The organism is Thermus aquaticus (assembly GCF_001280255.1).
Lineage (GTDB): Bacteria > Deinococcota > Deinococci > Deinococcales > Thermaceae > Thermus > Thermus aquaticus.
This window is the reverse complement of the sequence record NZ_LHCI01000106.1, coordinates 1,951,600-1,974,333: the sequence shown is the minus strand read 5'-3', so window position 1 is coordinate 1,974,333 and position 22,734 is coordinate 1,951,600. Positions and strand designations below refer to the sequence as shown.

Genomic DNA, 22,734 nt, shown 5'->3' with positions numbered 1-22,734 from the left:
GCTTAGGCCTCCACCAGCTCCTCGCCCTTCACCACCGGGTAGCCGGCCTCCATCCAGGCCTTGATGCCCCCCGTCAGGTTCAGGGCGTTCTTAAAGCCGTGGGCGAGAAGGGCGGAGATGGCGGTGCTGGAGCGGTCCCCGCCCACGCAGTGGACCATGATGGGCCGGTCCTTGGGCAGGCGGTCCAGGTGGGCCAGCACCCGCCCGGCGTGGATGTTGAGAGCCCCGGGGATGTGCCCGGCGCGGTACTCGTCCCGGGCCCGCACGTCCAGGATGAGGGCCTTGCCGGACTCCCAGAGCTCCTTGGCCTCCTTGACGGTGATCTGGGGCACGATCTCTAGCTCGCCCTCGGCGTAGCCCTGAAGCCCAGGGATGTAGCCCACCACCTCGTCCAGGCCGATGCGGATCAGGGCCCGGGTGAGGACCTCCACCTCCGAGGGGTGGGCCAGGAGGATGAGGGGCCGGTCGTAGGGGAGGAGCCAGCCCGCCCAGGTGGAGAAGTTCTTGCCGGCGGGGATGTTGATGCTCCCCGGGATGTGGCCCCCGGCGAAGGCGAACTTGTCCCTGGTGTCCACCAGGACCGCCCCCTGGGCGAGGAGGCGGTCAAACTGGGCCTTGGTGAGGCGGCCCGGGTGGGGGATTCCGCCCAGGATGGGCATCCCGTCCCGGTTGAGCCGCTTCATCTCCTTGAAGTAGGTGGGGGCCTCGGGCTGGCCCTCGAGGAGGGCCCTCACAAACCCCTCCTCGTCGCCCTGCTCCAGGTACTCCGCCCACCAGGCGTGGCGGCGCTCGTAGCCCACGGTGGTGGCGGGAAGGGCGCCCAGGGCCTTGCCGCAGGCGGAGCCCGCCCCGTGGCCGGGCCAGACCTGGACGTGGTCGGGGAGGGTGAGGAACTTCTCCTTGAGGCTCTTGAACATGCGCCGGGCTCCGGGGATGGCGGTGCCCCTGATGCCCGCCGCCTCCTCCAGGAGGTCGGGCCGCCCCACGTCCCCCACGAAGACGAAGTCCCCGGTGAGGAAGAGGAGGGGCTCTTCCGTCACCGCGCCGTCGGCCACCAGGAAGGAGAGGTGCTCGGGGGTGTGGCCGGGGGTGTGGACCGCCTTCACCCGGATGTTCCCCACCCGGAACTCGTCCCCGTCCTTGAGGAGGACAAAGGAAAAGCCCTCGAGGCCCTTGTACTTCCAGTTCTCGTCCCCCTCGTCGGAGAGGTAGAGGGTAGCCCCCGTGGCCTTGGCCAGCTCCCGGGCCCCCGAGAGGTAGTCGGCGTGGATGTGGGTCTCGGCGATGGCGGTGATGCGGAGGCCCAGGCTCTCCGCCAGCTCCAGATAGGTGTCCACGTCCCGTTTGGGGTCCACCACCAAGGCCTCGCCGGTGGCGGCGCACCCTAGGAGGTAGCTCATCTGAGCGAGACCTTCTTCGTAGATCTGCCGGAAGACCATAGCTTCGCCTCCTTCAAGGGACCTTTGTCCCCAACGGGCCCCAATATACCCTACCGGGGTAATGGGTGTCAAGGGCGGAGGCCACCCCCAGGGGGCAAACGCGCCCGGTGCCCCCTTGGCTCTACGCACTTTTCTTCCGGTCTGGTATAGTGGGGGAAGGACCTACCCCTACGGGGGTATCCGGGAGGAAACATGGCGCTACTGGGACCTAAAGAACAGGAGATCGTGCGCGAGCGGCTTTCCGGCCTTACCCGGGACGTGGAAATGGTGCTCTTCACCGACTCCTCCACCCTCATCGCCCCGGGTAAGGAGCCCTGCATGTACTGCAAGGAGACCAAGCAGCTTCTGGAGGAGCTCAAGGCCCTCTCCGACAAGCTCCACCTGGTGGTCTACGACCTGGCCACCCCCGAGGGGCGGGAGATGGCCAAGGCCTACAAGGTGGAGGCCGCCCCCCCCCTCATCCTGCGGGAGAAGGGGTCCGAGGCCCTCAACATCCGCTACCGGGGCATCCCCGCCGGGTACGAGTTCGCAAGCCTCCTGGAGGACCTGGAGATGTTGGGCCGGGACGGCCACGGCCTGCCCGAGAACGTGGTGCAGGAGCTTCAGAACCTGCCCGAGGAGGTGGTCCTCCAGGTTTTCGTCACCCCCACCTGCCCCTACTGCCCCCAGGCCGTCCGCACCGCCCACCGCCTGGCCTACGCCTCCCCCAAGGTCTGGGGCGAGATGATTGAGGCCAACGAGTTCCCCGAGCTCGCGGGCCGCTACCACATCCACGGGGTGCCGGACACCATCATCAACCACGGCAAGGAGCGGGTCCTGGGGGCCCAGCCCCTCTCCCAGTTCCTCCAGGCCATCAAGAAGGCCGTGGGGGTCAAGGCCTAGGATGAACCGCCGGGCTTTCCTCGCCTTCTTGGCCCTGGCGCTCCTTGCCGCCTGCGGCCCCAAGGGGAGCTACCAGAACGTGGGCCCGGAGGAGCTTTACCGGGCCTTGGAGTCTGGTGCCCTGATCGTGGACGTGCGCACCCCCGAGGAGTGCCGGGCGGGCCGTGTGCCGGGGGCGGTGAACCTCCCCGTGGAGGAGGTGGCCCGCTGGGCGGACACCCTGCCCAAGGACAAGCCTGTCTACCTCTACTGCCGCAGCGGCAACCGCAGCCGCCAGGCGGCGGAGTACCTGAAGAAGAGAGGGTACACCAACCTCTACCACGTGGAGGGCGGCGTGCTGGCCATAGAGCGGGCGGGATTTCCCCTGGTCCGGTGATGGACGCGCTTCAGGTGGGGCCCCTCGCCCTGCCTTGGGCCAGGGTCCAGGTGGCCCTGGCCCTCTTGGCCATGGTGGCCGTGGCCGAGGTTCTGGCCCGGCGGGTGGACAGGAGGCTCTCTCCATGGGTCTACAACGCCATCCTGGTGGGGCTTTTGGGGGCCAGAGTCGGCTTCGTGCTGGAAAACGCATCGGTCTACGCCCGGGATCCCCTCAGCGCCCTTTACGTCTGGCAGGGGGGCTTTGATCCCCTCTGGGGTATCCTGGCGGGAGGAGGGTACACGCTCATGACCTTGCCCAAGCACCTTTGGCGGTACGCGGCCCTGGCCGGGGTGGTGGCCCTGTTGGTAGCGGGCCTCTTCCTGACCCGGGGACAGGGGGACAAAGAGCAGAGGCTCCCTCCTGTGAGCCTTTACACCCTGGGGGGTACAGAGATTTCCCTGGATCGGTTCCTGGGTAAGCCCGTGGTCCTCAACGCCTGGGCCACCTGGTGCCCCCCCTGCCGGTGGGAGCTTCCCATGATGGTGCGCGTGAGCCAGGAAAACCCCGACGTCTACTTCGTTTTCGTGAGCCAGGGGGAGGGGCCGGAGGTGGTGCGGCGCTTTCTGGAGGAGCAGGGCCTGACGGCGGAGTGGGTCCTCCTGGACCCCGAGACCCGTCTCTCCCAGGCCCTGGGGATCCAGGGGCTTCCCACCACCTTCTTCTTTGACCGCGAGGGCCGGCTGGTAAGCCGGCACCTGGGGGAGCTTTCCGAAGCCCTGCTCCTCGGGTACCTCCGGGTCTTGCGCTAGGCCCCGGCGGAGAGAAGGGTCTCCTTGCCCCCCACCACGGTCTTCAGGTGCACGGGGCGGCTCCAGAGGCGGTGGAGGTTTTCCAGCACCGCCTTGGTGCGCCTCAGGTCCAGCTCCACACCCTCATAGAGATGCTCCAGATAAAGCTCCCCTCGGTTGCCGTAGTTGGCGTCCACCAGCTCCACGATGGGGTAGCCCATATTGGTGAGGCGGAAGAGGAGGGCCCTCTTGGCCTCCGGGAAGCGGGGGAGGTCCTCGAGGGCGAGGAGGCGCCGGCCCAGGGCGAACTCGGGGGTGAGGAACTCCTCCAGGAAGGAGATGTCGGTGTGGACGGTCCGCACCTGGAAAAGCTTCCGCTTACCCTCCCCGGTGGGCCTCTCGTAGCGGAGCTTTTCCCCTAGGGGCAGGGCCTCGTACTCGGGGCCGAACCGCCCCTTGTCCCACCTTTCCTCCACCTCCTGGAGGAGGAAGTAGCCCAGGCGGTAGGGGTTGAAGCCGTGGGCGGCCAGGAGGCCCGACTGGAGCTCGGCGAACTCCAGGGCCTCATCGGGGGTGAGGAGGGGGAGGAGGAGCCTCGTGTGCCAGTAGGTGGCCCAGCCCTCGTTGAGGATCTTGGTGGCCGCCTGCGGGGCGTAGTAGAGGCTCTCCTCCCGGATGATCTCCAGGATGCCCTTCTGCCAGGGGGCCAGGGGGGCGTGCCGGGCCAGGAAGCCCAGGATGTCCCGGGTGGGCCTGGGGGGGAGGGGCCTGGGGCTTGCCCCTTCCTCCGCCTCCTTGGGGGGCTCGGCCGGGGGGTTCACGTAGGGGTCCAGGTAGGCCCGGACCCGCAGGCGCCCCTGGGGCCTCTCCTCCTCCTCGCCCTCGGGCCTCCGGATGTAGGGGGCGTGGGGGTCTATCAGGTTCTCCAGGGAGAGGGCCATGTCCAAAAACTCCTCCACGCTCCTCGCCCCGTGCCTTTCCATGGCCCTTTCCACGTAGGCGGCGTGGTGGGCCATCTCGTCCAGCATGTCCTTGGGGGTTGCCTGGAAGGCCAGGTTGTTGGCGAAGAAGTCGGCGTGGGCGTAGACGTGGGCCATGACCAGCTTCTGGGCGAGGAGGGTGTTCCCCTTGAGGAGGTAGGCGTGCACGGGAACGGTGTTCACCACCAGCTCGTAGATGCGCCCGAGGCCGTAGCGGTAGACCTCCCGCTGGCGCAGGTACTCGCTGCCAAAGCGCCAGTGGGGGTAGCGGCGGGGAAAGCCCCCGTAGGCCGCCAGCATGGCCATCTCCTCGGGCCCCACCTCCTCAAAGAGCACCGGGGGGAAGGTAAGCCCTTCCTCCCTGGCCCTCTCCCCAAGCCGCTCGGCCCAGTACCGGAGTTCCTTCCGCACCTCACCCTCCCAGAAGCCGCCTCAGGGCCGGGGGCAGGTCCTCCCGGCCCCGCACCTCCACCGCCCTAAGTTCCTCCCGCTCCCCCAGGGCTTCCTCCAGTTCCGAGAGGAAGCGCCCTTGGCCGTAGGGCCCCTGGACCTGGGCGTAACCGTACAGGGCCAGGCCTGGTAGGAGGCGGCCCAGGACCTCGAGGGCCAAAGGGGTGTCCCCCTGCCAGTTCTCCCCGTCGGAGAAGTGGTAGAGGTAGCGGTTGTAGAAGGCCTCGGGGTAAGCCTTAAGGATCTCCTCCGCCAGGAGGAGGGCGCTGGAAAGCCGGGTGCCCCCGCCCTCCCGGGCCCGGAAAAACTCCTCCTCGGAGACCTCCCAGGCCTCGGCGTCGTGGAGGAGGTAGCGCCTCTCCAGCCGGGGGAAGTGGCGGCGGATCCAGAGGGTGATCCAGAAGGAGAGGGTCTTGACCAGCCTAAGCTCCTCCTCCCGCATGCTCCCCGAGACGTCCAGGGCGAAGAGGACCACTGCCTGGGCGTGGGGCCGGGGCTTGGCCTTTGGTGCCTTGTAGCGGAGGTCCTCCCGCTCAGGGACGAGCCTCGGCTCCTCCTCCCGGTACTCTCCGGAGAGGAGGCTCCGCTTGAGGCTCTCCTTGAGGGTGCGGCGCACGTGGCGGAGGCCTCTTGGGCCCTTACGGGCGATGGTGGTGTGGCGGAAGGCCTCCTCCGTCACCTCCCCTTCCCCCTTGGGCCTGAGGCGGGGAAGCCGCAGGGCTTCCCCCATGAGGTCCAAAAACTCCTCCAGCTCCAGCTCCGCCACAGGGATGTGCCCCCCAGGGCCCAGGCCCTCCGCCCCCGGCCCCGCCCCCAGGGGGCCTTCCCCCAGGGGCTCGCCGTAGACGATCTTGGGCACCTCCAGCTGGGGGAGGGGGATGGAGACCACCCCCCCTTCCACCTGGCCGAAGAGCTCCTCCCGGGTGAGGAACTCCCGGGCCCTCTTCTTCACCTCCCCCCAGACGATCTCCTTGAAGCGCAGGAGGTCCCGCTCAATGGGCCTCATCGCTCGCTCCGGGCGAAGATGGAGGCGGCGAACTCCAGGACGCCGCCCGCGCAGTGCTCGCAGTAGCCGTAGTCCCGGATGAGCCGGGCCTTGACCACGTCAATCTTGGCCTGGGTCTCGGGGTCCACCGTGCCCGAGACCAGGGCGGAGAGCCGGATGGTGTCCTTCTGGTCCTCAAAGAGCTTGAGCTCCAGGGCCCGGCGCAGGCGCTCATTGTCCTTGTAGGTGAACTGCCTGCCTTCCAGGGCCATGGCCCCGATGTAGTTCATGATCTCCCGGCGGAAGTCGTCCTTGCGGGACTCGGGGATCTCTATCCTCTCCTCCACGGAGCGCATGAGGCGCTCGTTTGGGGGCTCGGGGGCGCCGGTGTAGGGGTTTTTTACCTTCTCCCCCAGCACGTAGGCCTTCACGTGGTCTATGTAGTTGTGGAAGAGGCGGTTTAGGGCCTCCTCGTCGGCGGCGATAGCCCGCTGCACCTCGTTTTTTACGATCTCGGCGTACTCCGCCTTCACCTCCTGCAGAAGGGCCCGGTAGCGCTCCCGGGTCTTTTCGTCCGAGATAAGGGAGTGGTGCTTGAGCCCCTCCTCCAGCTCGTTCATCACCATGAAGGGGTTGATGCAGGGCTCCTCGCTGGTGACGAGGACGTTGCTGATCTTGTCCTGGATGTACCGGGGGCTGATCCCCTCCAGGCCCTCCCGCTTGGCCTCCCCCATGAGCTCCCGCACCGCCTCCTCCGTCCAGCCCGGAAGGAGCCTGCCGTCGTAGAGCTTGAGCTTTTGCATGAGGGTGAGCCCTGCCCGCTTGGGGGGCTCGAGGCGGGTGAGCACGGCCCAGGTGGCGGCCATCTCCAGGGTGTGGGGGGCGATGTGCTTGCCCCGCACCTTGGCGAAGTCCCGCCGGTAGATCTTCACCTCGTCGGAGACCCGTAGGATGTAGGGAATGTCTATCTTGATGGTGCGGTCCCGGAGGGCTTCCATGTACTCGTTGGCCTGAAGTTTTCTATATTCTGGCTCATTTGTGTGGCCCAACACAATCTCGTCTATGTCCGTCTGGGCGAACTTCTTGGACTTGATCTTGTGCTCTTGGCTGGCCGTGAGGAGGTCGTAGAGGAAGGCCACGTCCAGCTTGAGGATCTCAATGAACTCCACGATGCCCCGGTTGGCGATGTTGAGCTCCCCGTCAAAGTTGAAGGCCCTTGGGTCGGAGTCGGAGCCGTAGATGGCCACCTTGCGGTAGTTGATGTCCCCGGTGAGCTCGGTGGAGTCCTGGTTCTTCTCGTCCTTGGGCTGGAAGGTGCCGATGCCAATGCGGTCCTTCTCCGAGAGGACCAGGCGCTTGACCGCGATCTCCTTCTCCAGGACCGCCGCCAGGTCCCCCCCGTGGCGGCTCAGGGCCTCCCGCATCATGAAGCGGCAGACGGGGCAGAGGTCCCCCTCCACCTCGAGGGGGTAGGGGTAGTCGGGGTGCAGACTCCGCAGTTCGGCCAGAAAGGCTTCCCGCATCTCCATGGGGAGGAGGTGCAGGGGCTCCTCGTGCATGGGGCAGGGGAGGGGGCCCTCCGGGGTTTTCCAATAGAAGGTGTAAAGCCTCCCCTCCTCGGTGCGGCTGTAGGCCTCGAGGCCCTTCTTGAGGAGCCGGGCGATGGTGCTCTTGGCCGAGCCCACGGGGCCGTGGAGGAGGAGGATGCGCCTTTCTGGCCCCAGGCGGTGGGCGGCCGCCTTCAGGGTGGCCACCAGGCGCATGAGGGGCTTGTCCAGGCCGAAGATGGCGTCCTTGCCCCCTTCAAAGGGGTCGTCAAAGAAGGGGTAGTGGAGGAGCTTCTCCCGGAAGAGGGTGTACTCTTCCACCCCGTGGGCCAGGATCATGTCGTGGGCCCGCTGGAAGCTGGTCCTTAAGGGCCTGGGGTCCTCCTTGAGGAGGCGCAGGTAGTCGGCGAAGGAACCTTCCCAGCTCAAGGCCCGGTAGGCTTCCAGGTCTTGGCGCTGGCGGATGAAGTCCAGCTCTCCCATCTCATAGGCTTTTGGTATACCCCGTTGGGCCCCATTCTACCATAGGCCTCGGGGAAAGTGTGGCCCGGCTTCCCTTTCATCCCCGCCAGGCCTCGTAAAACCCCCGGGCGTTGTGGAGGACGTGGGCCAGGATGCCCGGGATGAGGCTTCCCGTGAGGAGGTAGGCGAGGCCCAGGAGGAGGCCCGCCACCCCGGTGTAGAGGGTGTAGGCGAAGGCCTTCCGGGGGGCGGGGTGGAGGAGGGCGAAGAGGAGGGCCTGGAGGAGGAGGCCCCAGGCCCCGAACTTCGCGTAGAGGAGGGTTTGCAGAAGGCCCCGGAAAGAGACCTCCTCCGCCACCCCGGAAAGGAGGGCCAGGAGGAGGAGGGCGGGCGGCCCAAGCCCCGCCGCCTTCAGGCTTCGCCCCAGTTCCCGGTGGAGCCTTTCCGCTTCTCGGAAGGAGGCGGGAAAGAGGCGGGCGAAGAGGCCCTCGAGGCCCTGAAGGAGCCCAAGGAGGAGGAGCCCCGCCGGCACCTCCACCCAGGGGTTTCGCCCCTTTAGGGGTAGGCCCAGAAGGAGCATGCCCGAGGCGCCCATGAGGAGAAGCCCTCCCTGGAGGAAAAGGAGAAAGGCCCAGGGTCCTCGCACGGGCCTAGACCTCCAGGATGGGCTTGGGCCGGAAGCCTAAGGCGTCGGCGGCCACCAGGTGGAGGGGAATGCCCCGGTAGGCCTGGGGAAGGCGCTCGGGGTCGGCCCCGTGGAGGTGGCCGTAGACGATGGCGCTGGGCCCCGCTTCCGCCGCCATCTCCAGGAGGGGGGTGGCCTCCCCGCCCGGCCCAAAGGGGGGGAAGTGGAAGGCCAGGACCAGGTGGCGGTAGGGCTGGCCCTTTAGGGCCTTCAGGGAAAGGCCCAGGCGCTCCACCTCCCGGGCGAAGATCTTTTCGTCCTCGGGGGTCTTGGGAGGGTACTCCCAGCCCCGGGTGCCCGCCACCGCCACCCCGTCCAGGACCAGGGCGTCGTTCTGCAGGGCGTACATGCCCTCGGGCAGGACCGCCCGCAGGCGGCTGATGGAGGGCCACCAGTAGTCGTGGTTGCCCTTTAGGAGGACCTTTCTGCCGGGCAGAGACGCCAGGTCCAGAAGGTCGGGGATGGCCTCGGCGAGGCGCATGGCCCAGGAGATGTCCCCGGCCACGATGACCAGGTCCTCCGGGCCCACCACCTCCCGCCAGCCCCGGAAGAAGGCCTCCGGGTGGCCCTGCCAGGCGGGCCCGAAGATGGTCATGGGCTTGGGGTGGACGCGGGAGAGGTGGGGGTCGGCGATGGCGAAGACCCGCATGGGCCTTAGCGTACCCTAAAGGCATGGAACGCGCCGCGGCCCTGGCCCACGCCCTCCGCCTCCTTGCCCGGAGGGCCATGAGCGAGGCCCGCCTCAAGGAAAAGCTCCTGGCCCGCTTCGCCCCAGAGGAGATAGAGGAGGCCCTGGAGCGCCTGAAGGCCATGGGCTACCTGGACGACCGGGCCTTCGCCGAGACCTACGTGGCCACCCGCGCCCGCTATGGCCCCATGAAGTTAAGGAGGCTCCTGCTGGCCCAGGGGGTGGGGGAGGAGATCGTGGAGGCGGTTCTGCCCAAGGAGGAGGACGTCCTTCAGGCCGCCCTGAAGGTCCTCCGCCGCTATCCCCGGCGGGGGGACAAGGCCAAGGCGGTCCGCTTCCTAAAGGGGCGGGGCTTTCCTTTGGGGGTGGCCCTCGAGGCCTACCGGCTTGTCAAGGAGGAGGAAAGCGGGTAAAAAGAGCCCATGCCCGAGGTACGCGCCGAACGTTTCATCCAAGCTCCCCCGGAGAAGGTCTACGCCCTGGCCAAGGACCTGGAGGGCCTCAAGCCCTACCTCAAGGAGGTGGAAAGCCTCAAGGTCCTATCCCGGGAGGGCCACCGCACCAAAAGCGAGTGGGTGGCGGTGGCCATGGGCAAGAAGGTGCGCTGGCTGGAGGAGGAGGAGTGGGACGACGAGAATCTGAGAAACCGCTTCTTCTCCCCCGAGGGGGACTTTGACCGCTACGAGGGCACCTGGGTCTTCCTGCCCGAGGGGGAGGGGACCCGGGTGGTCCTCACCCTCACCTACGAGCTCACCATCCCCATCTTTGGCGGGCTTTTGCAGAAGCTGGTGCAGAAGCTCATGCAGGAGAACGTGGAAAGCCTCCTCAAGGGCCTGGAGGAGCGGGTCATGGCCGCCTAGTTGCCAAGGGCGGGCTTGGTGTCCTAGCATGGTCTCAAGCCGCCCAAGGCTGATCCAAGCGGGGTGGCCCAAGGGTTTTCAGGAGGTCAAAGTGGAAACGTTGCGCGTCTCTTCCAAGTCCCGCCCCAACTCCGTGGCTGGCGCCATCGCGGCGCTTTTGCGCACCAAAGGCGAGGTGGAGGTCCAGGCCATCGGGCCCCAGGCGGTGAACCAGGCGGTGAAGGCCATCGCCATCGCCCGGGGCTACATCGCCCCCGACAACCTGGATCTGGTGGTCAAGCCCGCCTTCGTCAAGCTGGAGCTGGAGAACGAGGAGCGGACCGCCCTTAAGTTCAGCATCAAGGCCCATCCCCTGGAGTCTTGAGGCCCACCACCCCCCGGGGCCTGGCCCTCGCCGTCCTCCTGGAGGTGGAGCGGGGAGGGCGGGCCCAGCTCCTTTTGGACCGGGCCCTGGACCGCTCGGACCTCCCCGAGCGGGACAAGGCCTACGTGACCCACCTGGTCTACGGGGTCCTGCGCCGCCTGAGGCTTCTGGACTTCCTCCTGGAGCCCCACCTGAGGGCTCCGGATAGGCTTCCCAAGGAGGTGCTCTGGATCCTGCGCCTGGGGGCCTTGGAGTGGCTTTTGGGCAAGGAGGACCACGCCCGGGTGAGCCCTTGGGTGGAGGAGGCGAAGGCCCGCCACCCAGCCCTTTCTGGCCTGGTGAACGCCGTGCTCCGCCGCCTTAAGCCCCGGGAGGCCCCGGAGTGCGTGCGCCTCTCCCTGCCTGACTGGCTCTGCCAGGCCTGGCGGGGCTTTTTCGGGGAGGTGGGCTTCGCCGAGGGCTTCAACGAGCCCGCCCCCCTCTTCGTCACCGCTTACCGCCCCGTGGACCTGAGGCCGGGCCCCATCCCGGGGAGCTACATCTGGGAAGGCCCCAAGGAGGACTTCTCCCGCCTGGGCCTCCAGCCCCAGAACCCGGCCTCCCTCTTCGCCGCGAGGCTTCTGGAGCCAGAGCCCGGGGAAAGGGTCCTGGACCTCTGCGGGGGAGCGGGGCTCAAGGCCTTTTATCTGGCCTCCAGGGGGGCGGAGGTGGTCTCCTACGACCTGAACCCGAGGCGCCAGGAGGCGGGGGCGAAAACGGCCAGGCGGCTTGGGCTTAAGGTCACCTACCGCACCCAGGACCTGAGGGAACCCTTGAAGGAGAAGGCCAAAAAGGTCCTCCTGGATGCCCCCTGCACCGGCACCGGCACCTTCCGCGCCCACCCCGAGCTCCGCTACCGCCTGAAGCCGGAGGACCCCAAGGCCATGGCCCGCCTTCAGCTAGAGCTTTTGGAAACCGCCGCCGGGGCCACCGAGGAGGGCGGGGTGCTGGTCTACGCCGTCTGCTCCCTCACCGAGGAGGAGGGGGAGGGGGTGGCCCGGGCCTTTTTGGAGCGGCACCCGGAGTTCCGCCTCGAGGCCTTCTCCTGCCCGCTACCGGTCCTGAAGGCGGGCCTTGGGGTCTACGTGGCCCCGCGGGAGGGTCTGGACGGGTTTTATTACCTGCGCCTCCGCAAGGTAGACTCTAAGGCATGAGGCTGGTCTTCCTGGGCCTGGGGAAGATGGGCAGGAGCATCCTCAAGGGGGCCCTCGCCCGGGGCTTCCTGCGCCCCGAGGAGGTGGGGGTGGTGGGCCGCACCCCCGAGCGCACCCGGGAGCTGGCGGAGGCCTTTGGCATCCGGCCCGTGCCCCTGGAGGAGCTTTCCCAGGCGGAGCGGGTTTTGATCGCCGTCCAGCCCAGGGACTTTCCCCACCTGGCCCCGGAGGTGGCCCGCCCGGAGGTGGGGTACATCTCCATCATGGCGGGGGTGTCCACGGCCCTTCTGGCCCGGAGGCTTTCCAACAGGCGGGTGGTGCGGGCCATGCCCAACCTGGCGGCGGTGATCGGGGAAAGCTCCACCGCCCTCACCGCTTTGCCGGAGGCCAGGGAGGCCGGGGACCTGGACTTCGCCCGGGCCCTCTTCGCCACCGTGGGCGACGTGTACGAGATCCCCGAGCATCTCTTTGACCCCTTCACCGCCATGTCGGCCTCGGCGCCCGCCTACCTGGCCCTGGTGGCCGAGGCCCTGGCCGACGCCGGGGTCAAGATGGGGATGCCCAGGGCCCTGGCCCTGCGCCTGGCGGCCGAGGCCCTGGCCGCCACCGGGGAGCTTCTGAAGGGCCGCCACCCGGGCCAGCTCAAGGACGAGGTGGCGAGCCCCGGGGGCACCACCATCCACGGCCTGCACGCCCTCGAGGCTCGGGCCCTGCGGGCGGCCTTCTACGAGGCGGTGGAGGCGGCCACCCGGCGGGGGCACGAGCTGGGGGAGGTGGAGTGATCCCACCCCATGCTGGCCCAAGCCAGCATGGGGGCACTGGCGAAAGGTTCTTGGGGAGGTTGCCAGGCATGGTGGGCCGAAGGAAAGGGGAAACAAGGGTATGAGGCGCCTCCTCGCTCTTCTCCTTTGCCTCCTCCCGGCCCTGGCCCAGGTCTTCCCCCAGGGCGGGGGGCGGTACGCCTACTCGGACGGCACCTTGCAGGAGCTCCTCCCCGCCCCCGAGGGCTTTCGCCTCCGCTACCTGAAAGGTGGCCGGCTTTTCCGGGAGGACCGCCTCAAGCTCACCCCGGAGGGGCTTTACCTCCTGGGCGTGGGGCTTCCCGAGGGGTACTTCCCCTTCGCCCCGCCCCTTCTCCTCTACCCACCCCGCCTCTTCCCCGGGCAGGCCTGGGGCGGAAGCGCCGCCTTCCAGGGCCAGAAGGTGGCCCTCTCCGCCCGGGTGGAAGGCCTGGAGGGCCTTAGGACCAGGGCCGGGGCCTTCAACGCCTACCGGGTGCGGGTGGCCTTCACCACGGAAAAGGGCGGCACCGACCTCAAGGAGCTCTACCTGGTGCCGGGCCTGGGGGTGGTGGCCTACCGGGCGGGGGCGGGGCTGGTGGAGCTCCTTCGCTTCAGCGCGCCTTGAGGCGGTAGCGGAGGATCTCCTTGTACATCCTGAGGCGGTGGAGAAGGCCAGGGAGAAGGCCGCGCTTTTCCTCCTTCATCACCTGGCTCACCCCCGTTAGGGGCAGGTAGCGCACCCGCCAGCCCCGCTTCTTGGCGTGGCGGGTGAGGAGGAGCTCCAGGTCGTAGCGGGCCCCCTCGAGGCCCTCCACCTCCCGGAGGTCCTGGGTCCTTAGGGCCCTCTGCCCCGAGAGAAAGGGGGTGAGGCGCATGGCCAGGTCTGTGGAAAGCCGCCCTCCCCGGAAGACCCCCACGGTCATCTCCGCCTCCCCCCGGGCCACGGGGAGGAGGAGGTCCTTAAGGTGCTCGGGCCTAAGCCCCAGGAGGTCGGCGTCCAGGAGGAGGACCAGGGGGGTCCTCACCCGCTTCAGCCCCTCGGCGATGGCCCCGCCCTTGCCCCGGTTCCCCTCCAGGCGGACCACCTCCGCCCCGGCGCCTTGGGCCTCCAGGGCCGTCTTGTCCCTGGAGCCGTCGTCGGCCACCACCACGGGAAAGCCCGCCTCTCGGGCCACCCGCACCACCTGGGCGACCGTGGCCTCCTCGTTGTAGGCGGGGATGAGGACCGTGGCCTCCATCAGCCCCCCAAAAGCCGCCTCAGGTCCTGCAGGGTGACCAGGAGGACCAGGAGCATGAGGAAGAGGAAGCCCAGGTAGTGGACCAGGGCCTCCTGCTCGGGCCGGATGCGGAGGAAGCGGGTGAGGAAGAGGAGGAGGATCCGCCCCCCGTCCAGGGCGGGGATGGGGAGGAGGTTGAAGAGGGCCAGGGAGAGGTTGATGGCGGCGGTGAGCTCTATGAGGCGGAAAAGCCCCTCCTGGGCCGCCCGGCCCGCCTCGGCCACGATGCCCACGGGCCCCACCACGCCGCTATTGGCGTTCCCCGAAAGCACGCCAATAAGCCCCCCCACCAGGGCCTGGACCATGGTGGGCCCAAAGGCCAAGGTGCGGCCCGCCGCCAGGGCCAGGCCCTGGAGGAAGCCCACCTGGCGGTAGGCCACCTCCGGCTGGTAGACCACCCCCAGCTTCTCCATCCCCTCCCCCCAGGTGAGGCTAAGGGCCACCTCCCGCCCCTCCCTGAGGACGGTCAGGGTGTGGGGGCCCGTTACCTTGACGGCCTCAATCTCCTGGGGGCGCCTTAGGGGCTTGCCGTCCACCGCCACAAGGACGTCCCCGGGCTTGAGCCCGGCCTCCTCCGCCACGCTCCCCGGCAGGACCTCCAGGATCACCGCCCGCCCCGTGGCCTCCGGCACCCCCTGGGCGCTGAAGAGGTAGGCCAGGAGCACCCAGGCCAGGAGGACGTTCATGAGGACGCCCGCCACCAGGACGAAGAGCTTGCCCAAAAAGGGCAGGGCGTCGTATCCCCGGCCCCGCTCCTCGGGGAGGAGGCCCTCAATGTCGGCATCCCCTCCTAAAGGGATGGCGGAAAGCCGCCACTCTGTGTCCCAGGCCCGCTTGCGCCATAGGACGGGGCCAAAGCCTACGCTGAAGGCCTTGACCCGCACCCCCTGGACCCGGGCCGCCAGGTAGTGGCCCAGCTCGTGGACGAAGACGCTGACGCCGATGATGATCAGGAACCAGAAAAGGCTCATGCCCACCTCTTGGCCTCTTCCCGGGCCCAGGCGTCCACGGCGAAGAGGTTCTCCCATGTTAGGGGGACGGAAGGGGTGTTTTCCAGGACCTTGGCCAACACTTCCGGGATGCGGGTGAAGGGGATCCTGCCCGCCAAAAAGGCCTCCACGGCCACCTCGTCGGCGGCGGAGACGGCCACCTGGGCCACGCCGCCCCGCTTCCCCGCCTCGTAGGCCACGGCCAGGGCGGGGAAGCGCTTTAGGTCGGGCTCCAGAAACTCCAGGACCCCGGGGATGGGGAGGTCCTTTAAGGGGGTTTCCGCCCGGTGGGGGTAGGTGAGGGCGTACTGGATGGGAAGGCGCATGTCCGTGGGGCCCAGCTGGGCCTTTAAGCTTCCGTCCACAAAGCGCACCAGGCCGTGCACGTAGGCCTGGGGGTGGACCAGGACCCGGATCTTCTCCAGGGGAAGGCGGAAGAGCTCCTTGGCCTCGAGGACCTCCAGCCCCTTGTTGAAGAGGGTGGCCGAGTCCACGGTGACCTTGGGCCCCATGCGCCAGCGGGGGTGGTTCAGGGCCATCTCGGGGGTTACCTGGGAGAGGTCCTCCGGGCCTCTTAGGAAGGGCCCCCCGCTTGCGGTGAGGATGAGCTCGGCCACCTCCTCCTTGCTTTCCCCCAGGAGGGCCTGGAAGAGGGCCGAGTGCTCCGAGTCCACGGGGAGGATCTCGGCCCCGCCCTTTTCCACCTCCTGCCACAGGAGGGGCCCCGCCGCCACCATGGCCTCCTTGTTGGCCAGGGCCACCCGCTTGCCCGTCCGCACCGCCACCCGGGTGGGGGGTAGCCCGGCGAGGCCCGGGATGGCGGCCACGGCCACCTCGGCCTCCATGGCCGCCACCTCTTCGGCGGAGGCCAGCTTCAGCCAGGGAAAGCGCGCCTTAAGCTCCCGGTGTAGCCCCTCCTCGGCCGCCACCAGAAGGGGCCGGAAGCGGGCGATCTGCTCCGCGAGGACCTCCAGGTTCTTCCCCGCCGCCAGGCCCACCACCCGGTAGCCCCGCCAGAGGGCCACCTCCAGGGCCTGCCGGCCGATGGAGCCCGTGGAACCCAGGATCACCAAGCGCTTCATGTGAAGAGCACCACCAGAAAGTAGGTCAGGGGGAAGGTGAAGAGGAGGCTATCTATCCGGTCCAAAAGCCCCCCGTGCCCGGGCAGGAAGCGCCCGGAGTCCTTGACCCCGGCGAAGCGCTTCAGCATGGACTCCGCCAGGTCCCCGAGCTGGGCCGCCAGGGAGAGGAGGAGGCTGAAAAGCCAAAGCTCCAGAAGGCCAAAGGGGAAGACTTCCCGCACCAAGGCGGTGTAGGCGAGAAGGGCCAGAAAGCTGAAGAGGATGCCTCCCATGGAGCCTTCCAGGGTCTTGCCGGGGCTGATCTCCGGGGCCAGCTTGTGCCGCCCAAAGAAGCGCCCGGCGAAGTAGGCCCCGGTGTCGGTGGCGAAGCTGGCCACCAGGGGCAGGGAGAGGGTCCAAAGCCCAAGGCCCGGGTCCGGGGTCTCCCTCAGGAGGAGGACGTACCCCAGGCTCCAGGGCAGGTAGAGGAAGGCGAGGAGGGTAAAGGCGAAGCGGGTGAGGTCCGCCCCCCGGAGGAGCTCGTAGCTGAAGCTTCCCATGAGGAAAAGCCCCAGGGCCACCTCCCGCCAGGGGACCTGGGGGAAGTGCCAGTAGAGCTGGGGCAGGGAGAAGAGGAAAAGGAGCCCGCCCCCCAGAAAGAGGAGGGGCTGGTTCAGGCCGATCCCCCTTCGGGCCAGCATCTCCTTGAGCTCCAGGCCCCCAAGCCAGAGGACGAAGAAGAGGGTGGGCAGGATCAGGGGAATCCCCGCCCAGAGGACCAGAAGGAGGAGCCCCGCCCCCACCAAAGAGGAGAGGACCCGCATGGGGAGGTCGTCCTTCACCCCCCGCCTCCTGGGGCTTTGGCCGGACCCATGGGCCTAGTGGAGGATCTCCGCTTCCTTCTTCTCCAAAAGCTCGTCCACCTTGGCGATGAACTCGTCGGTGATCTTCTGGATCTCGGCCTCGGCCCGCTTGGTGTCGTCCTCGGAGAGGTGGAGCTCCTTGGCAAGCTTCTTCAGCTTCTCCAAGGCCTCTCGGCGGATGTTGCGGATGGCGATGCGCCCCTCCTCGGCGTAGTGGCGGGCGGCCTTCACCAGTTCCTTGCGCCTTTCCTCGGTGAGGGGCGGGATGTTGATGTAGAGGGCGTCCCCCTTGTTGCTGGGGTTCAGGCCCAGGTCGGAGTCGCGGATGGCCTTCTCAATGGCCTTGAGGGCGTTCTGGTCCCAGGACTGGACCACCAGGGTCCTGGCGTCGGGGGCGGTGACGGTGGCGATCTGGGAGAGGGGGACGGGGGTGCCGTAGTACTCCACCTTGAGGTGGAGGAGAAGCGCGGGGTTGGCCCGGCCGGTGCGCAGGCCGGAGAGGTTGTGCTCCAGGGCCTCGAGGCTCTTCTGCATGTGGCTTCGGGTTTCGGCGTAGAGGTCTTTCAGGTTCATGGCGCCTCCTTTCTCAGTGGATCAGGGTGCCGACCTTTTCCCCCTGGATAATACCCACCAGAGCCCCGGGTTTGAAGATGTCAAAGACCACGATGGGAAGGCCCGCCTCCATGCAGAGGGTGATGGCGGTGGTGTCCATGACCTGAAGGCCGCGGTTCAGGACGTCCAGGTAGCCGAGCTCGTCAAAGCGGACGGCCTCGGGGTTCTTCCTTGGGTCGTCGGAGTAGACCCCGTCCACCTTGTTCTTGGCCATGAGGACCACCTCGGCCCCCACCTCCAGCGCCCTCAGGGCGGCGGCGGTGTCGGTGGAGAAGAAGGGGTTCCCCGTCCCGCCCCCGAAGATGACGATGCGCTCCTTTTCCAGGTGCCTTAGGGCCCTCCGCCTGATGTAGGGCTCGGCCACCTGGGTGATGGTGAGGGCGGTCTGGACCCGGGTGGGGATGGAGAGGGCCTCGAGGGCGTCCTGCAGGGCCAGGGCGTTCATGATGGTGGCCAGCATGCCGATGTAGTCGGCGGTGGCCCGGTCCATGCCCACGCCCTGGCGGGCGCCCCGCCAGAGGTTGCCGGCCCCGATCACGATGGCCAGCTGGACCCCGGTCTCGTAAGCGGCCTTGATCTCCCGGGCCAGGGCCTGGGTGGCCTCGGGCTCAATGCCGAAGCCGTTAGAGGTGAGGAACTCGCCGGAAAGCTTGAGGAGGACCCGCTTGTACTTCATGGCTTTAAGAAAAACCGGGGCCCGCTTTTGGAGGGCCCCGGCGGCTTCCATGGCCTACGCTCCCACTTCCAGGCGGCAGAAGCGCCGCACCACGATGTTCTCCCCGGTCTTGGCGATGGCCTGCTGGAGGAGCTCCTTCACCTTCACCTTGTCGTCCTTGACGAAGGGCTGCTCCAGGAGGACCACCTCCTCCAGGTACTTCTTCAGGCGGCCCTCGGCGATCTTCTCGGCGATTGGCTGGGGTTTGCCCTCGTTCAAAGCGGCCTGGATGTAGATCTGCCGCTCCTTCTCCAGCTCCTCGGCGGGAATCTCCTCGGCGGAGACGTACCGGGGGTTCATCATGGCGATGTGCATGGCCAGGTCCTTGGCCAGGTTCTGGAAGACCTCGTTCCTGGCCACGAAGTCGGTCTCGCAGTTGAGCTCCAGGATGACCCCCACCCGCTGGTTGTGGTGGATGTAGTGGCCGATGATGCCTTCCCGGGCCTCCCGCTCCGCCTTCTTGGCCGCCTTCATGGCCCCCCGCTCCCTAAGGAGCTGAACGGCCTTTTCCTCGTTCCAGCCGGCGTCCTCGAGGGCCTTCTTCACGTCCATCATCCCGGCCCCCGTGGCCTCGCGGAGCTTCTTGATGAGTTCCATCTGGCTCATGCTTCCACCTCGTCCTCAAGGCCCTCATCGCTCAGTCCCCGGCTTTGGGCCTCCATGCGCTCCGCCTCCTCCACCAGGGCGTAGGAGGGGGAGGGTTCCACCACCCCGCCCCGGGCCTCAATGATCAGGTCCGCCGCCCGGGAGAGGATGAGCTGGATGGAGCGGATGGCGTCGTCGTTGCCGGGGATGATGTAGTCCACCAGGTCGGGGTCGGAGTCCGTGTCCGCCAGGGCGATGACGGGGATGAAGAGCTTCCTGGCCTCCCGCACGGCGATGGCCTCCTTGGTGGGGTCCACGACGAAGATGGCGTCGGGGAGGCGCTTGAGCCGCCGGAAGCCCGAGAGGTACTTCTGCAGGCGCTCCAGCTCGTGCTTGAGCCGCACCTGCTCTTTCTTGGGGCGCTGGTTGATGTCCTCGGAGGCGAAGAGGTTCTCCAGCTCCTCTAGGCGGTTCACCCGCTGGGCGATGGTCTTGAAGTTGGTCAGCATCCCGCCCAGCCAGCGCTGGTTCACGTAGGGCATCCCCGCCCGGTCCGCTTCCATGCGCACGATGTCCTGGGCCTGCTTCTTGGTGCCCACGAAGAGCACCGTGCCCCCCCGCATGGCTAGGTCCTCGAGGAAGCGGAAGGTGCGCTCCAGCTCCACCATGGTCTTCTGCAGGTCAATGATGTGGATGCCGTTGCGCTCGGCGTAGATGTAGCGGCTGAACTTGGGGTTCCAGCGCTTGCGCTCGTGGCCGAAGTGGACCCCGGCTTCCAGTAGCTCCTTTACCGTGATGTTAAGCGGCATATTCCTCCCATTCGGGGAAGGTTGGGCTTGGCGGTTCGTGCGGGCCGGCCTTTTTCCCCAGGGACCTTCCCCTGCCCAGGGGCTGGTCCGGCACGCCTTACCGATTATAGGGCCCAAGGGGCCTTTGCGGAACCCCCCCGGTTGGGCTATACTCCCTAAGGCCTGGGGCGGTAGCTCAGAGGGAGAGCACCCGCCTTGCAAGCGGGAGGTCGGGGGTTCAAATCCCCCCCGCTCCACCAGCGCAGGGACGCAAAACTTCCCCCCTCGGTAGTGAGGGGGGGAAGGCCTTTTTACTGCAACCCTACTGCAACCCGGGTCAGGCCTTGGCCCGGTTAGGCTTCACCAGCTCCTCGAGGTTCATGACCCAGCCCCGGCGCTCCTCCTCTAGGACGTGGCGGTAGCGGTTGAGGGTGATGGTGGGGTTGGCGTGCCCCAAGCGCTCCGATACCACCTCGAGGGGGACTCTTCGCGCCAAGCAGAGGGTGCCGTAGCTGTGCCGGAGGTCATGGACCCGCACCCGTTCCAGGCCCAGGCGTTGGGTTATCCGCCTCAGGGCGTGGTTGGGGCTGTTGGGGTTTAGGGCCACGAGGGGTCCTTGGTGCCGGGGAAGACCCAGGGAGTCCCCAGGCCCCCGAAGGTGCCCTCCCACCAGGCCCGGTAGGCCCTGAGCCGCACCAGGGTGGAGTGGGGGATAGGAAGGGTCCGGTACGCGTTCGGCGTTTTGGGGTCCGAAATCTCCCCCCTTCCCTCCACGGCTACCCAGGCCCTTCGGATGGTGAGGACTCCTTCCTCGATGTCCAGGTCCTCCCATTGGAGCCCCAGAATCTCCACCCTCCGGAGGCCCAACGCCAGCCCAAGGTGCAGGGCGAGGCCCATGCGGGGGTCAGGGTAGGCATCCAGGGCCTCGAGGAGGGCATCCGCTTCTCCGGGTTCCAGGGCCCTCCCCGTCTTCTCCGGGGCGGGGGCCTTCACCTTCACCGGGGCCACGGGGTTTCGGGCCACCAGCTCTAGGCTCAGGGCCTCCTCAAAGAGGGCGTGAAGCTTCTCCCGCACCTTCTTCACCGTGCGCACGGAGAGGCCCCGCTCGGCCAGGCCGTCCAGGAGGGCCCGAATGTGGGCGGGCTGGACGGCCTGAAGGCGCATGCTCCCCAAGGGGTCTTTGGCCTGGGGGTCCTCGAGGGAGGGAAGGGCGTAGGCCAGCTCCTCCCAGTAGAGAAGGAGGGTCTTGGGCCGCACCTTCCGGGCCTTCCGCTCAAGCCACCTCGAGGCCCACTCCCGCACGGTGATGGCCTCGGGGGAGGGGAGGAGGCCCTTGTGGTGCTGGGCGGCGAGTTCGGCCAGCTTGGCCGCCACCTCCTGCCGGGTCCTGCCGTAGACCGTGCGCCTCCTGGGCTTGCCATCGGGGCCGTAGCCCACCATCAGCTGGCCCATCCAACGCCCATCGCGGCGGCGCACGATGGTGCCCTCCCCGTTGCCCCGCTTGCGCTTCCCCACTACCACCACCCCCTTCGTCTTCCCGCCCGCCTCAGGGTCCTCTTGGCCCACCTCCAGGCCAGGCGCTTGGGAAGCCGCCCCCGGGAGAGGGCCTTCACGTCCCCTATGAGCCTGAGAAGCCGCCAAAGCCACCTCACGCTTCCTCCTCCACATCCTCTTCTTCCGCGGGCTCCCACCAATAGTGCTCCACCTTGAGGCCCCTGAGAAGGGCCTGCCCCCGCTCCTTGGGGGACAGGCCCTCGAGGGCCTCCCCGTGGTGGAGGCGCACGGGGGGCGAGGAGGAGAGGTCAAGGACCATCCTCCCCTCCTTCCAGGGCGGGGAGGGGCTTGGCCTCCCCCTCGGGGAAGGCCTCCTCGGGGGTGAGGTGGCCCCACTGCACCAGCAAGGCCCGCACCCTGGGGTCTTCCGGGATGGGCCGCTCCAGGCCGAACAGCATGTCTGGACTTACGCGGCCTCCACCTGCACCGGTAACAGAGGGCTCAAATCCAGGCTCAGCTTGCCTGCGATGAGTCTCCGTCGGCATTGGTAGAAACTCAACCCCAGCCCCTCCCGCTGCCGCTCAATGAGCCCATAGGCCACCAAGCCCAAGGCCAGATGGGCCAGAAGCCTGGCCCTACGCCAGTGCCGATGCCCCGTCCACCCCAGTTCCTGTTGAAGCCCCCGGAAAATCTCTTCAATCGCTTGCCGCGACCGGTAGACCTCCCTCATCCCCACCCCCCACCATTCCTCCCGATCCGTCCCGTAAAACTTCCCCCCGCGCTTGAACACCCCCACGGCGAAGGTCAGGCCCCGCAGCCTCCCCGCCTTCACCCAACGGGTACCCCCACGCCTCCTGAGCTGAACACCGTCCAGCACACGGTTAGACCTGAGCCTCGTGACAAAAGGCCAGCCGTGGGCACGGAGCCACTCCAGGACCCGCCTCGCCGCGTACCAGGCGTCAAAGAGCACCCCCTCCGGACGAAAGCCCGCCTCCTTGGCCCACTCCAGCAGGGCCAGGTCCAGCTTGCTCTCTTCTTCCCCGAAGTAGGGCAGGAACGCCAGGGGAATCCGCCGCTTCCCGTCCGTCCAGGCTAGCACCACCAGGGACAGCCCAAAGGATGAGGTAGCCCCGGTCCAGGCCACCCATGGCCTTGCAGAGCTCCAGGGAGAGTTCAAAGAAGGAGGCCAAGGGTTGGTTCAGGGCCCGGTAGAGGGTGTCGTGAGCGAAGTCTTGGCCCTCGGCCATGGCCAGGGCGGAGGTATTGATGGGGCTTTGGGCTAAAGCTCCAAGATACGGGCTTCACCCGTGATCTAGAGCGCGCAGAACAGGCCGTGGTATCCTCTTCATTGGGCCTCCCTAGTCACCGGCTGCTTTCCCATAGGGAAACATCTTGAGGCCCATTTTATCGGGGATCTTCAGCACCGCGTAAGTCCAGGTAGATAGCCACAAGGAGGGTTTCTGCGTCAAGATAGTAGAGCAGGACTTTACCCACATCTCCGTTTCGTGGTAAATCTCCAGGACTTTACCCACATCTCCGTTTCGTGGTAAATCTCCCCTTGCGGGCGCAGCCCGTATCTGGTACCGGGGGTGATCCATGGACATGCTCAAGGTGGCCGAGGCCAGGCTCCAGGAGTTCACGGGCCGTTTTGCGAGCGTTTTCCCCCGATAAGCGCCTCCACCGACGGTTTGAAGAGGTGGTGCGGGGCGCCTTGGCCGCAGGCTCAGCCCGGGTGAGCGAGATGGTGGCCTCGCTCCCTTCTCCCCTCCAGAACCGCTTCCACCAGGCCAAAGCCCTTTACCGCTTCCTGTCCAACCCACGGGTGGAGGCAGAAGCCCTCCTTGACCGGGTCTATCAGGAGAGCGCGACTGCCCTGGAGGGTGAGGA

At 67.6% G+C, this 22,734-nt stretch carries 28 protein-coding genes, 1 tRNA gene and 2 pseudogenes; 11 read left to right on the top strand and 20 right to left on the bottom strand.

The window, feature by feature from the left end; all coding sequences use genetic code 11:
* Positions 1 to 2: 2 nt before the first annotated feature.
* Positions 3 to 1,439 (bottom strand): MBL fold metallo-hydrolase, encoded by a 1,437-nt coding sequence (locus BVI061214_RS11435; protein WP_053768472.1) that lies wholly within the window; start codon positions 1,437 to 1,439, stop codon positions 3 to 5.
* A 192-nt stretch (positions 1,440 to 1,631) separates the two neighbouring features.
* Here BVI061214_RS11435 and pdo point away from each other — a divergent pair, with 192 nt between their 5' ends.
* From pdo to BVI061214_RS11420, 3 genes are read left to right on the top strand one after another with little or no spacing between them, the layout of a single operon-like run.
* Positions 1,632 to 2,321: a protein disulfide oxidoreductase gene (gene pdo / locus BVI061214_RS11430; protein ID WP_053768471.1), complete on the top strand. Its 690-nt coding sequence runs from the start codon at positions 1,632 to 1,634 to the stop codon at positions 2,319 to 2,321.
* A gap of 1 nt (position 2,322) precedes the next feature.
* Positions 2,323 to 2,697 carry a rhodanese-like domain-containing protein gene (locus tag BVI061214_RS11425; protein WP_053768470.1) on the top strand — a complete coding sequence of 125 codons (375 nt, stop codon included), beginning with the start codon at positions 2,323 to 2,325 and terminating at the stop codon, positions 2,695 to 2,697.
* On the top strand, positions 2,697 to 3,488 hold the full coding sequence (locus BVI061214_RS11420) for a TlpA disulfide reductase family protein (protein ID WP_053768469.1): 792 nt from the start codon (positions 2,697 to 2,699) through the stop codon (positions 3,486 to 3,488). Before BVI061214_RS11425 ends, BVI061214_RS11420 begins: the two co-directional genes overlap by 1 nt.
* Here the strand turns inward: BVI061214_RS11420 and BVI061214_RS11415 are convergent.
* The 5 genes from BVI061214_RS11415 to BVI061214_RS11395 all read right to left on the bottom strand — a co-directional run bounded on the left by BVI061214_RS11415 (position 3,485) and on the right by BVI061214_RS11395 (position 9,225).
* A complete protein-coding gene (locus tag BVI061214_RS11415; protein WP_053768468.1) occupies positions 3,485 to 4,858 on the bottom strand; it encodes a SpoVR family protein in 1,374 nt (457 codons plus the stop codon). The two genes, BVI061214_RS11420 and BVI061214_RS11415, sit on opposite strands and share 4 nt — an antisense overlap.
* Position 4,859: 1 nt before the next feature.
* Positions 4,860 to 5,903 (bottom strand): DUF444 family protein, encoded by a 1,044-nt coding sequence (locus BVI061214_RS11410; protein ID WP_053768467.1) that lies wholly within the window; start codon positions 5,901 to 5,903, stop codon positions 4,860 to 4,862.
* Positions 5,900 to 7,912, bottom strand: coding sequence for a PrkA family serine protein kinase (locus tag BVI061214_RS11405; RefSeq protein ID WP_053768466.1), 2,013 nt, complete (start codon positions 7,910 to 7,912; stop codon positions 5,900 to 5,902). Before BVI061214_RS11405 ends, BVI061214_RS11410 begins: the two co-directional genes overlap by 4 nt.
* A 76-nt stretch (positions 7,913 to 7,988) precedes the next feature.
* Positions 7,989 to 8,537 (bottom strand): CPBP family glutamic-type intramembrane protease, encoded by a 549-nt coding sequence (locus BVI061214_RS11400; RefSeq protein ID WP_053768465.1) that lies wholly within the window; start codon positions 8,535 to 8,537, stop codon positions 7,989 to 7,991.
* A gap of 4 nt (positions 8,538 to 8,541) precedes the next feature.
* Complete coding sequence (locus BVI061214_RS11395) at positions 8,542 to 9,225, bottom strand: metallophosphoesterase (RefSeq protein ID WP_053768464.1); 684 nt, start codon at positions 9,223 to 9,225, stop codon at positions 8,542 to 8,544.
* Between the two features lie 23 nt (positions 9,226 to 9,248).
* Between BVI061214_RS11395 and BVI061214_RS11390 the strand changes: the two genes are divergently transcribed.
* From BVI061214_RS11390 to BVI061214_RS11365, 6 genes are all read left to right on the top strand, one after another.
* The gene (locus BVI061214_RS11390; protein ID WP_053768463.1) at positions 9,249 to 9,677 is read left to right on the top strand and encodes a regulatory protein RecX; all 429 of its coding nucleotides are present in this window, start codon (positions 9,249 to 9,251) and stop codon (positions 9,675 to 9,677) included.
* Positions 9,678 to 9,686: 9 nt separating this feature from the next.
* The gene (locus tag BVI061214_RS11385) at positions 9,687 to 10,124 is read left to right on the top strand and encodes a type II toxin-antitoxin system RatA family toxin (RefSeq protein ID WP_053768462.1); all 438 of its coding nucleotides are present in this window, start codon (positions 9,687 to 9,689) and stop codon (positions 10,122 to 10,124) included.
* 91 nt (positions 10,125 to 10,215) lie between these two features.
* A complete protein-coding gene (locus tag BVI061214_RS11380; RefSeq protein WP_003044778.1) occupies positions 10,216 to 10,488 on the top strand; it encodes a stage V sporulation protein S in 273 nt (90 codons plus the stop codon).
* Positions 10,485 to 11,681: an RsmB/NOP family class I SAM-dependent RNA methyltransferase gene (locus tag BVI061214_RS11375; protein ID WP_053768461.1), complete on the top strand. Its 1,197-nt coding sequence runs from the start codon at positions 10,485 to 10,487 to the stop codon at positions 11,679 to 11,681. The genes BVI061214_RS11380 and BVI061214_RS11375 overlap by 4 nt, the downstream gene beginning before the upstream one ends.
* Positions 11,678 to 12,463 carry a pyrroline-5-carboxylate reductase gene (gene proC / locus BVI061214_RS11370; RefSeq protein ID WP_003044775.1) on the top strand — a complete coding sequence of 262 codons (786 nt, stop codon included), beginning with the start codon at positions 11,678 to 11,680 and terminating at the stop codon, positions 12,461 to 12,463. The genes BVI061214_RS11375 and proC overlap by 4 nt, the downstream gene beginning before the upstream one ends.
* A gap of 100 nt (positions 12,464 to 12,563) precedes the next feature.
* A complete protein-coding gene (locus tag BVI061214_RS11365; protein ID WP_003044771.1) occupies positions 12,564 to 13,088 on the top strand; it encodes a hypothetical protein in 525 nt (174 codons plus the stop codon).
* Here the strand turns inward: BVI061214_RS11365 and BVI061214_RS11360 are convergent.
* The 8 genes from BVI061214_RS11360 to rpsB are packed head-to-tail and all read right to left on the bottom strand — an operon-like array spanning position 13,075 to position 19,374.
* Positions 13,075 to 13,701, bottom strand: coding sequence for a glycosyltransferase family 2 protein (locus BVI061214_RS11360; protein WP_053768460.1), 627 nt, complete (start codon positions 13,699 to 13,701; stop codon positions 13,075 to 13,077). The genes BVI061214_RS11365 and BVI061214_RS11360 overlap by 14 nt on opposite strands.
* Positions 13,701 to 14,711 carry a M50 family metallopeptidase gene (locus BVI061214_RS11355; protein ID WP_053768459.1) on the bottom strand — a complete coding sequence of 337 codons (1,011 nt, stop codon included), beginning with the start codon at positions 14,709 to 14,711 and terminating at the stop codon, positions 13,701 to 13,703. Before BVI061214_RS11355 ends, BVI061214_RS11360 begins: the two co-directional genes overlap by 1 nt.
* On the bottom strand, positions 14,708 to 15,811 hold the full coding sequence (gene dxr / locus BVI061214_RS11350) for a 1-deoxy-D-xylulose-5-phosphate reductoisomerase (protein WP_003044760.1): 1,104 nt from the start codon (positions 15,809 to 15,811) through the stop codon (positions 14,708 to 14,710). The genes BVI061214_RS11355 and dxr overlap by 4 nt, the downstream gene beginning before the upstream one ends.
* Positions 15,808 to 16,632, bottom strand: coding sequence for a phosphatidate cytidylyltransferase (locus BVI061214_RS11345; protein WP_053768458.1), 825 nt, complete (start codon positions 16,630 to 16,632; stop codon positions 15,808 to 15,810). The genes dxr and BVI061214_RS11345 overlap by 4 nt, the downstream gene beginning before the upstream one ends.
* 36 nt (positions 16,633 to 16,668) lie before the next feature.
* Positions 16,669 to 17,226 carry a ribosome recycling factor gene (frr, locus tag BVI061214_RS11340; RefSeq protein WP_053768457.1) on the bottom strand — a complete coding sequence of 186 codons (558 nt, stop codon included), beginning with the start codon at positions 17,224 to 17,226 and terminating at the stop codon, positions 16,669 to 16,671.
* A gap of 13 nt (positions 17,227 to 17,239) precedes the next feature.
* Positions 17,240 to 17,941 (bottom strand): UMP kinase, encoded by a 702-nt coding sequence (gene pyrH / locus BVI061214_RS11335; RefSeq protein ID WP_053768668.1) that lies wholly within the window; start codon positions 17,939 to 17,941, stop codon positions 17,240 to 17,242.
* 54 nt (positions 17,942 to 17,995) lie between these two features.
* Positions 17,996 to 18,586 carry a translation elongation factor Ts gene (gene tsf / locus BVI061214_RS11330; protein ID WP_053768456.1) on the bottom strand — a complete coding sequence of 197 codons (591 nt, stop codon included), beginning with the start codon at positions 18,584 to 18,586 and terminating at the stop codon, positions 17,996 to 17,998.
* On the bottom strand, positions 18,583 to 19,374 hold the full coding sequence (gene rpsB / locus BVI061214_RS11325; protein ID WP_053768455.1) for a 30S ribosomal protein S2: 792 nt from the start codon (positions 19,372 to 19,374) through the stop codon (positions 18,583 to 18,585). Before rpsB ends, tsf begins: the two co-directional genes overlap by 4 nt.
* Before the next feature lie 164 nt (positions 19,375 to 19,538).
* Here rpsB and BVI061214_RS11320 point away from each other — a divergent pair.
* A tRNA-Ala gene (locus BVI061214_RS11320) sits at positions 19,539 to 19,613 on the top strand.
* 77 nt (positions 19,614 to 19,690) lie between these two features.
* Here the strand turns inward: BVI061214_RS11320 and BVI061214_RS13910 are convergent.
* From BVI061214_RS13910 to BVI061214_RS11300, 6 genes and pseudogenes are all read right to left on the bottom strand, one after another.
* Positions 19,691 to 19,960: a tyrosine-type recombinase/integrase gene (locus BVI061214_RS13910; RefSeq protein WP_003044742.1), complete on the bottom strand. Its 270-nt coding sequence runs from the start codon at positions 19,958 to 19,960 to the stop codon at positions 19,691 to 19,693.
* Entirely contained in the window at positions 19,951 to 20,874 is a 924-nt protein-coding gene (locus tag BVI061214_RS11310) for a site-specific integrase (protein ID WP_248841766.1), read from the bottom strand. Before BVI061214_RS11310 ends, BVI061214_RS13910 begins: the two co-directional genes overlap by 10 nt.
* Positions 20,868 to 21,005, bottom strand: a complete 138-nt coding sequence (locus BVI061214_RS13020) for a hypothetical protein (RefSeq protein WP_003044736.1) — start codon at positions 21,003 to 21,005, stop codon at positions 20,868 to 20,870. The genes BVI061214_RS11310 and BVI061214_RS13020 overlap by 7 nt, the downstream gene beginning before the upstream one ends.
* Positions 21,002 to 21,166: a hypothetical protein gene (locus tag BVI061214_RS13330; protein WP_169775287.1), complete on the bottom strand. Its 165-nt coding sequence runs from the start codon at positions 21,164 to 21,166 to the stop codon at positions 21,002 to 21,004. The genes BVI061214_RS13020 and BVI061214_RS13330 overlap by 4 nt, the downstream gene beginning before the upstream one ends.
* Complete coding sequence (locus BVI061214_RS11305; protein WP_003044729.1) at positions 21,156 to 21,305, bottom strand: hypothetical protein; 150 nt, start codon at positions 21,303 to 21,305, stop codon at positions 21,156 to 21,158. Before BVI061214_RS11305 ends, BVI061214_RS13330 begins: the two co-directional genes overlap by 11 nt.
* Positions 21,306 to 21,313: 8 nt before the next feature.
* Positions 21,314 to 22,196: pseudogene (locus BVI061214_RS11300) on the bottom strand (transposase).
* A 350-nt stretch (positions 22,197 to 22,546) separates the two neighbouring features.
* On the opposite strand from BVI061214_RS11300, the pseudogene BVI061214_RS13505 reads away from it, so the two are divergent.
* Positions 22,547 to 22,734, top strand: a pseudogene (locus tag BVI061214_RS13505) (hypothetical protein); the annotation flags it as partial.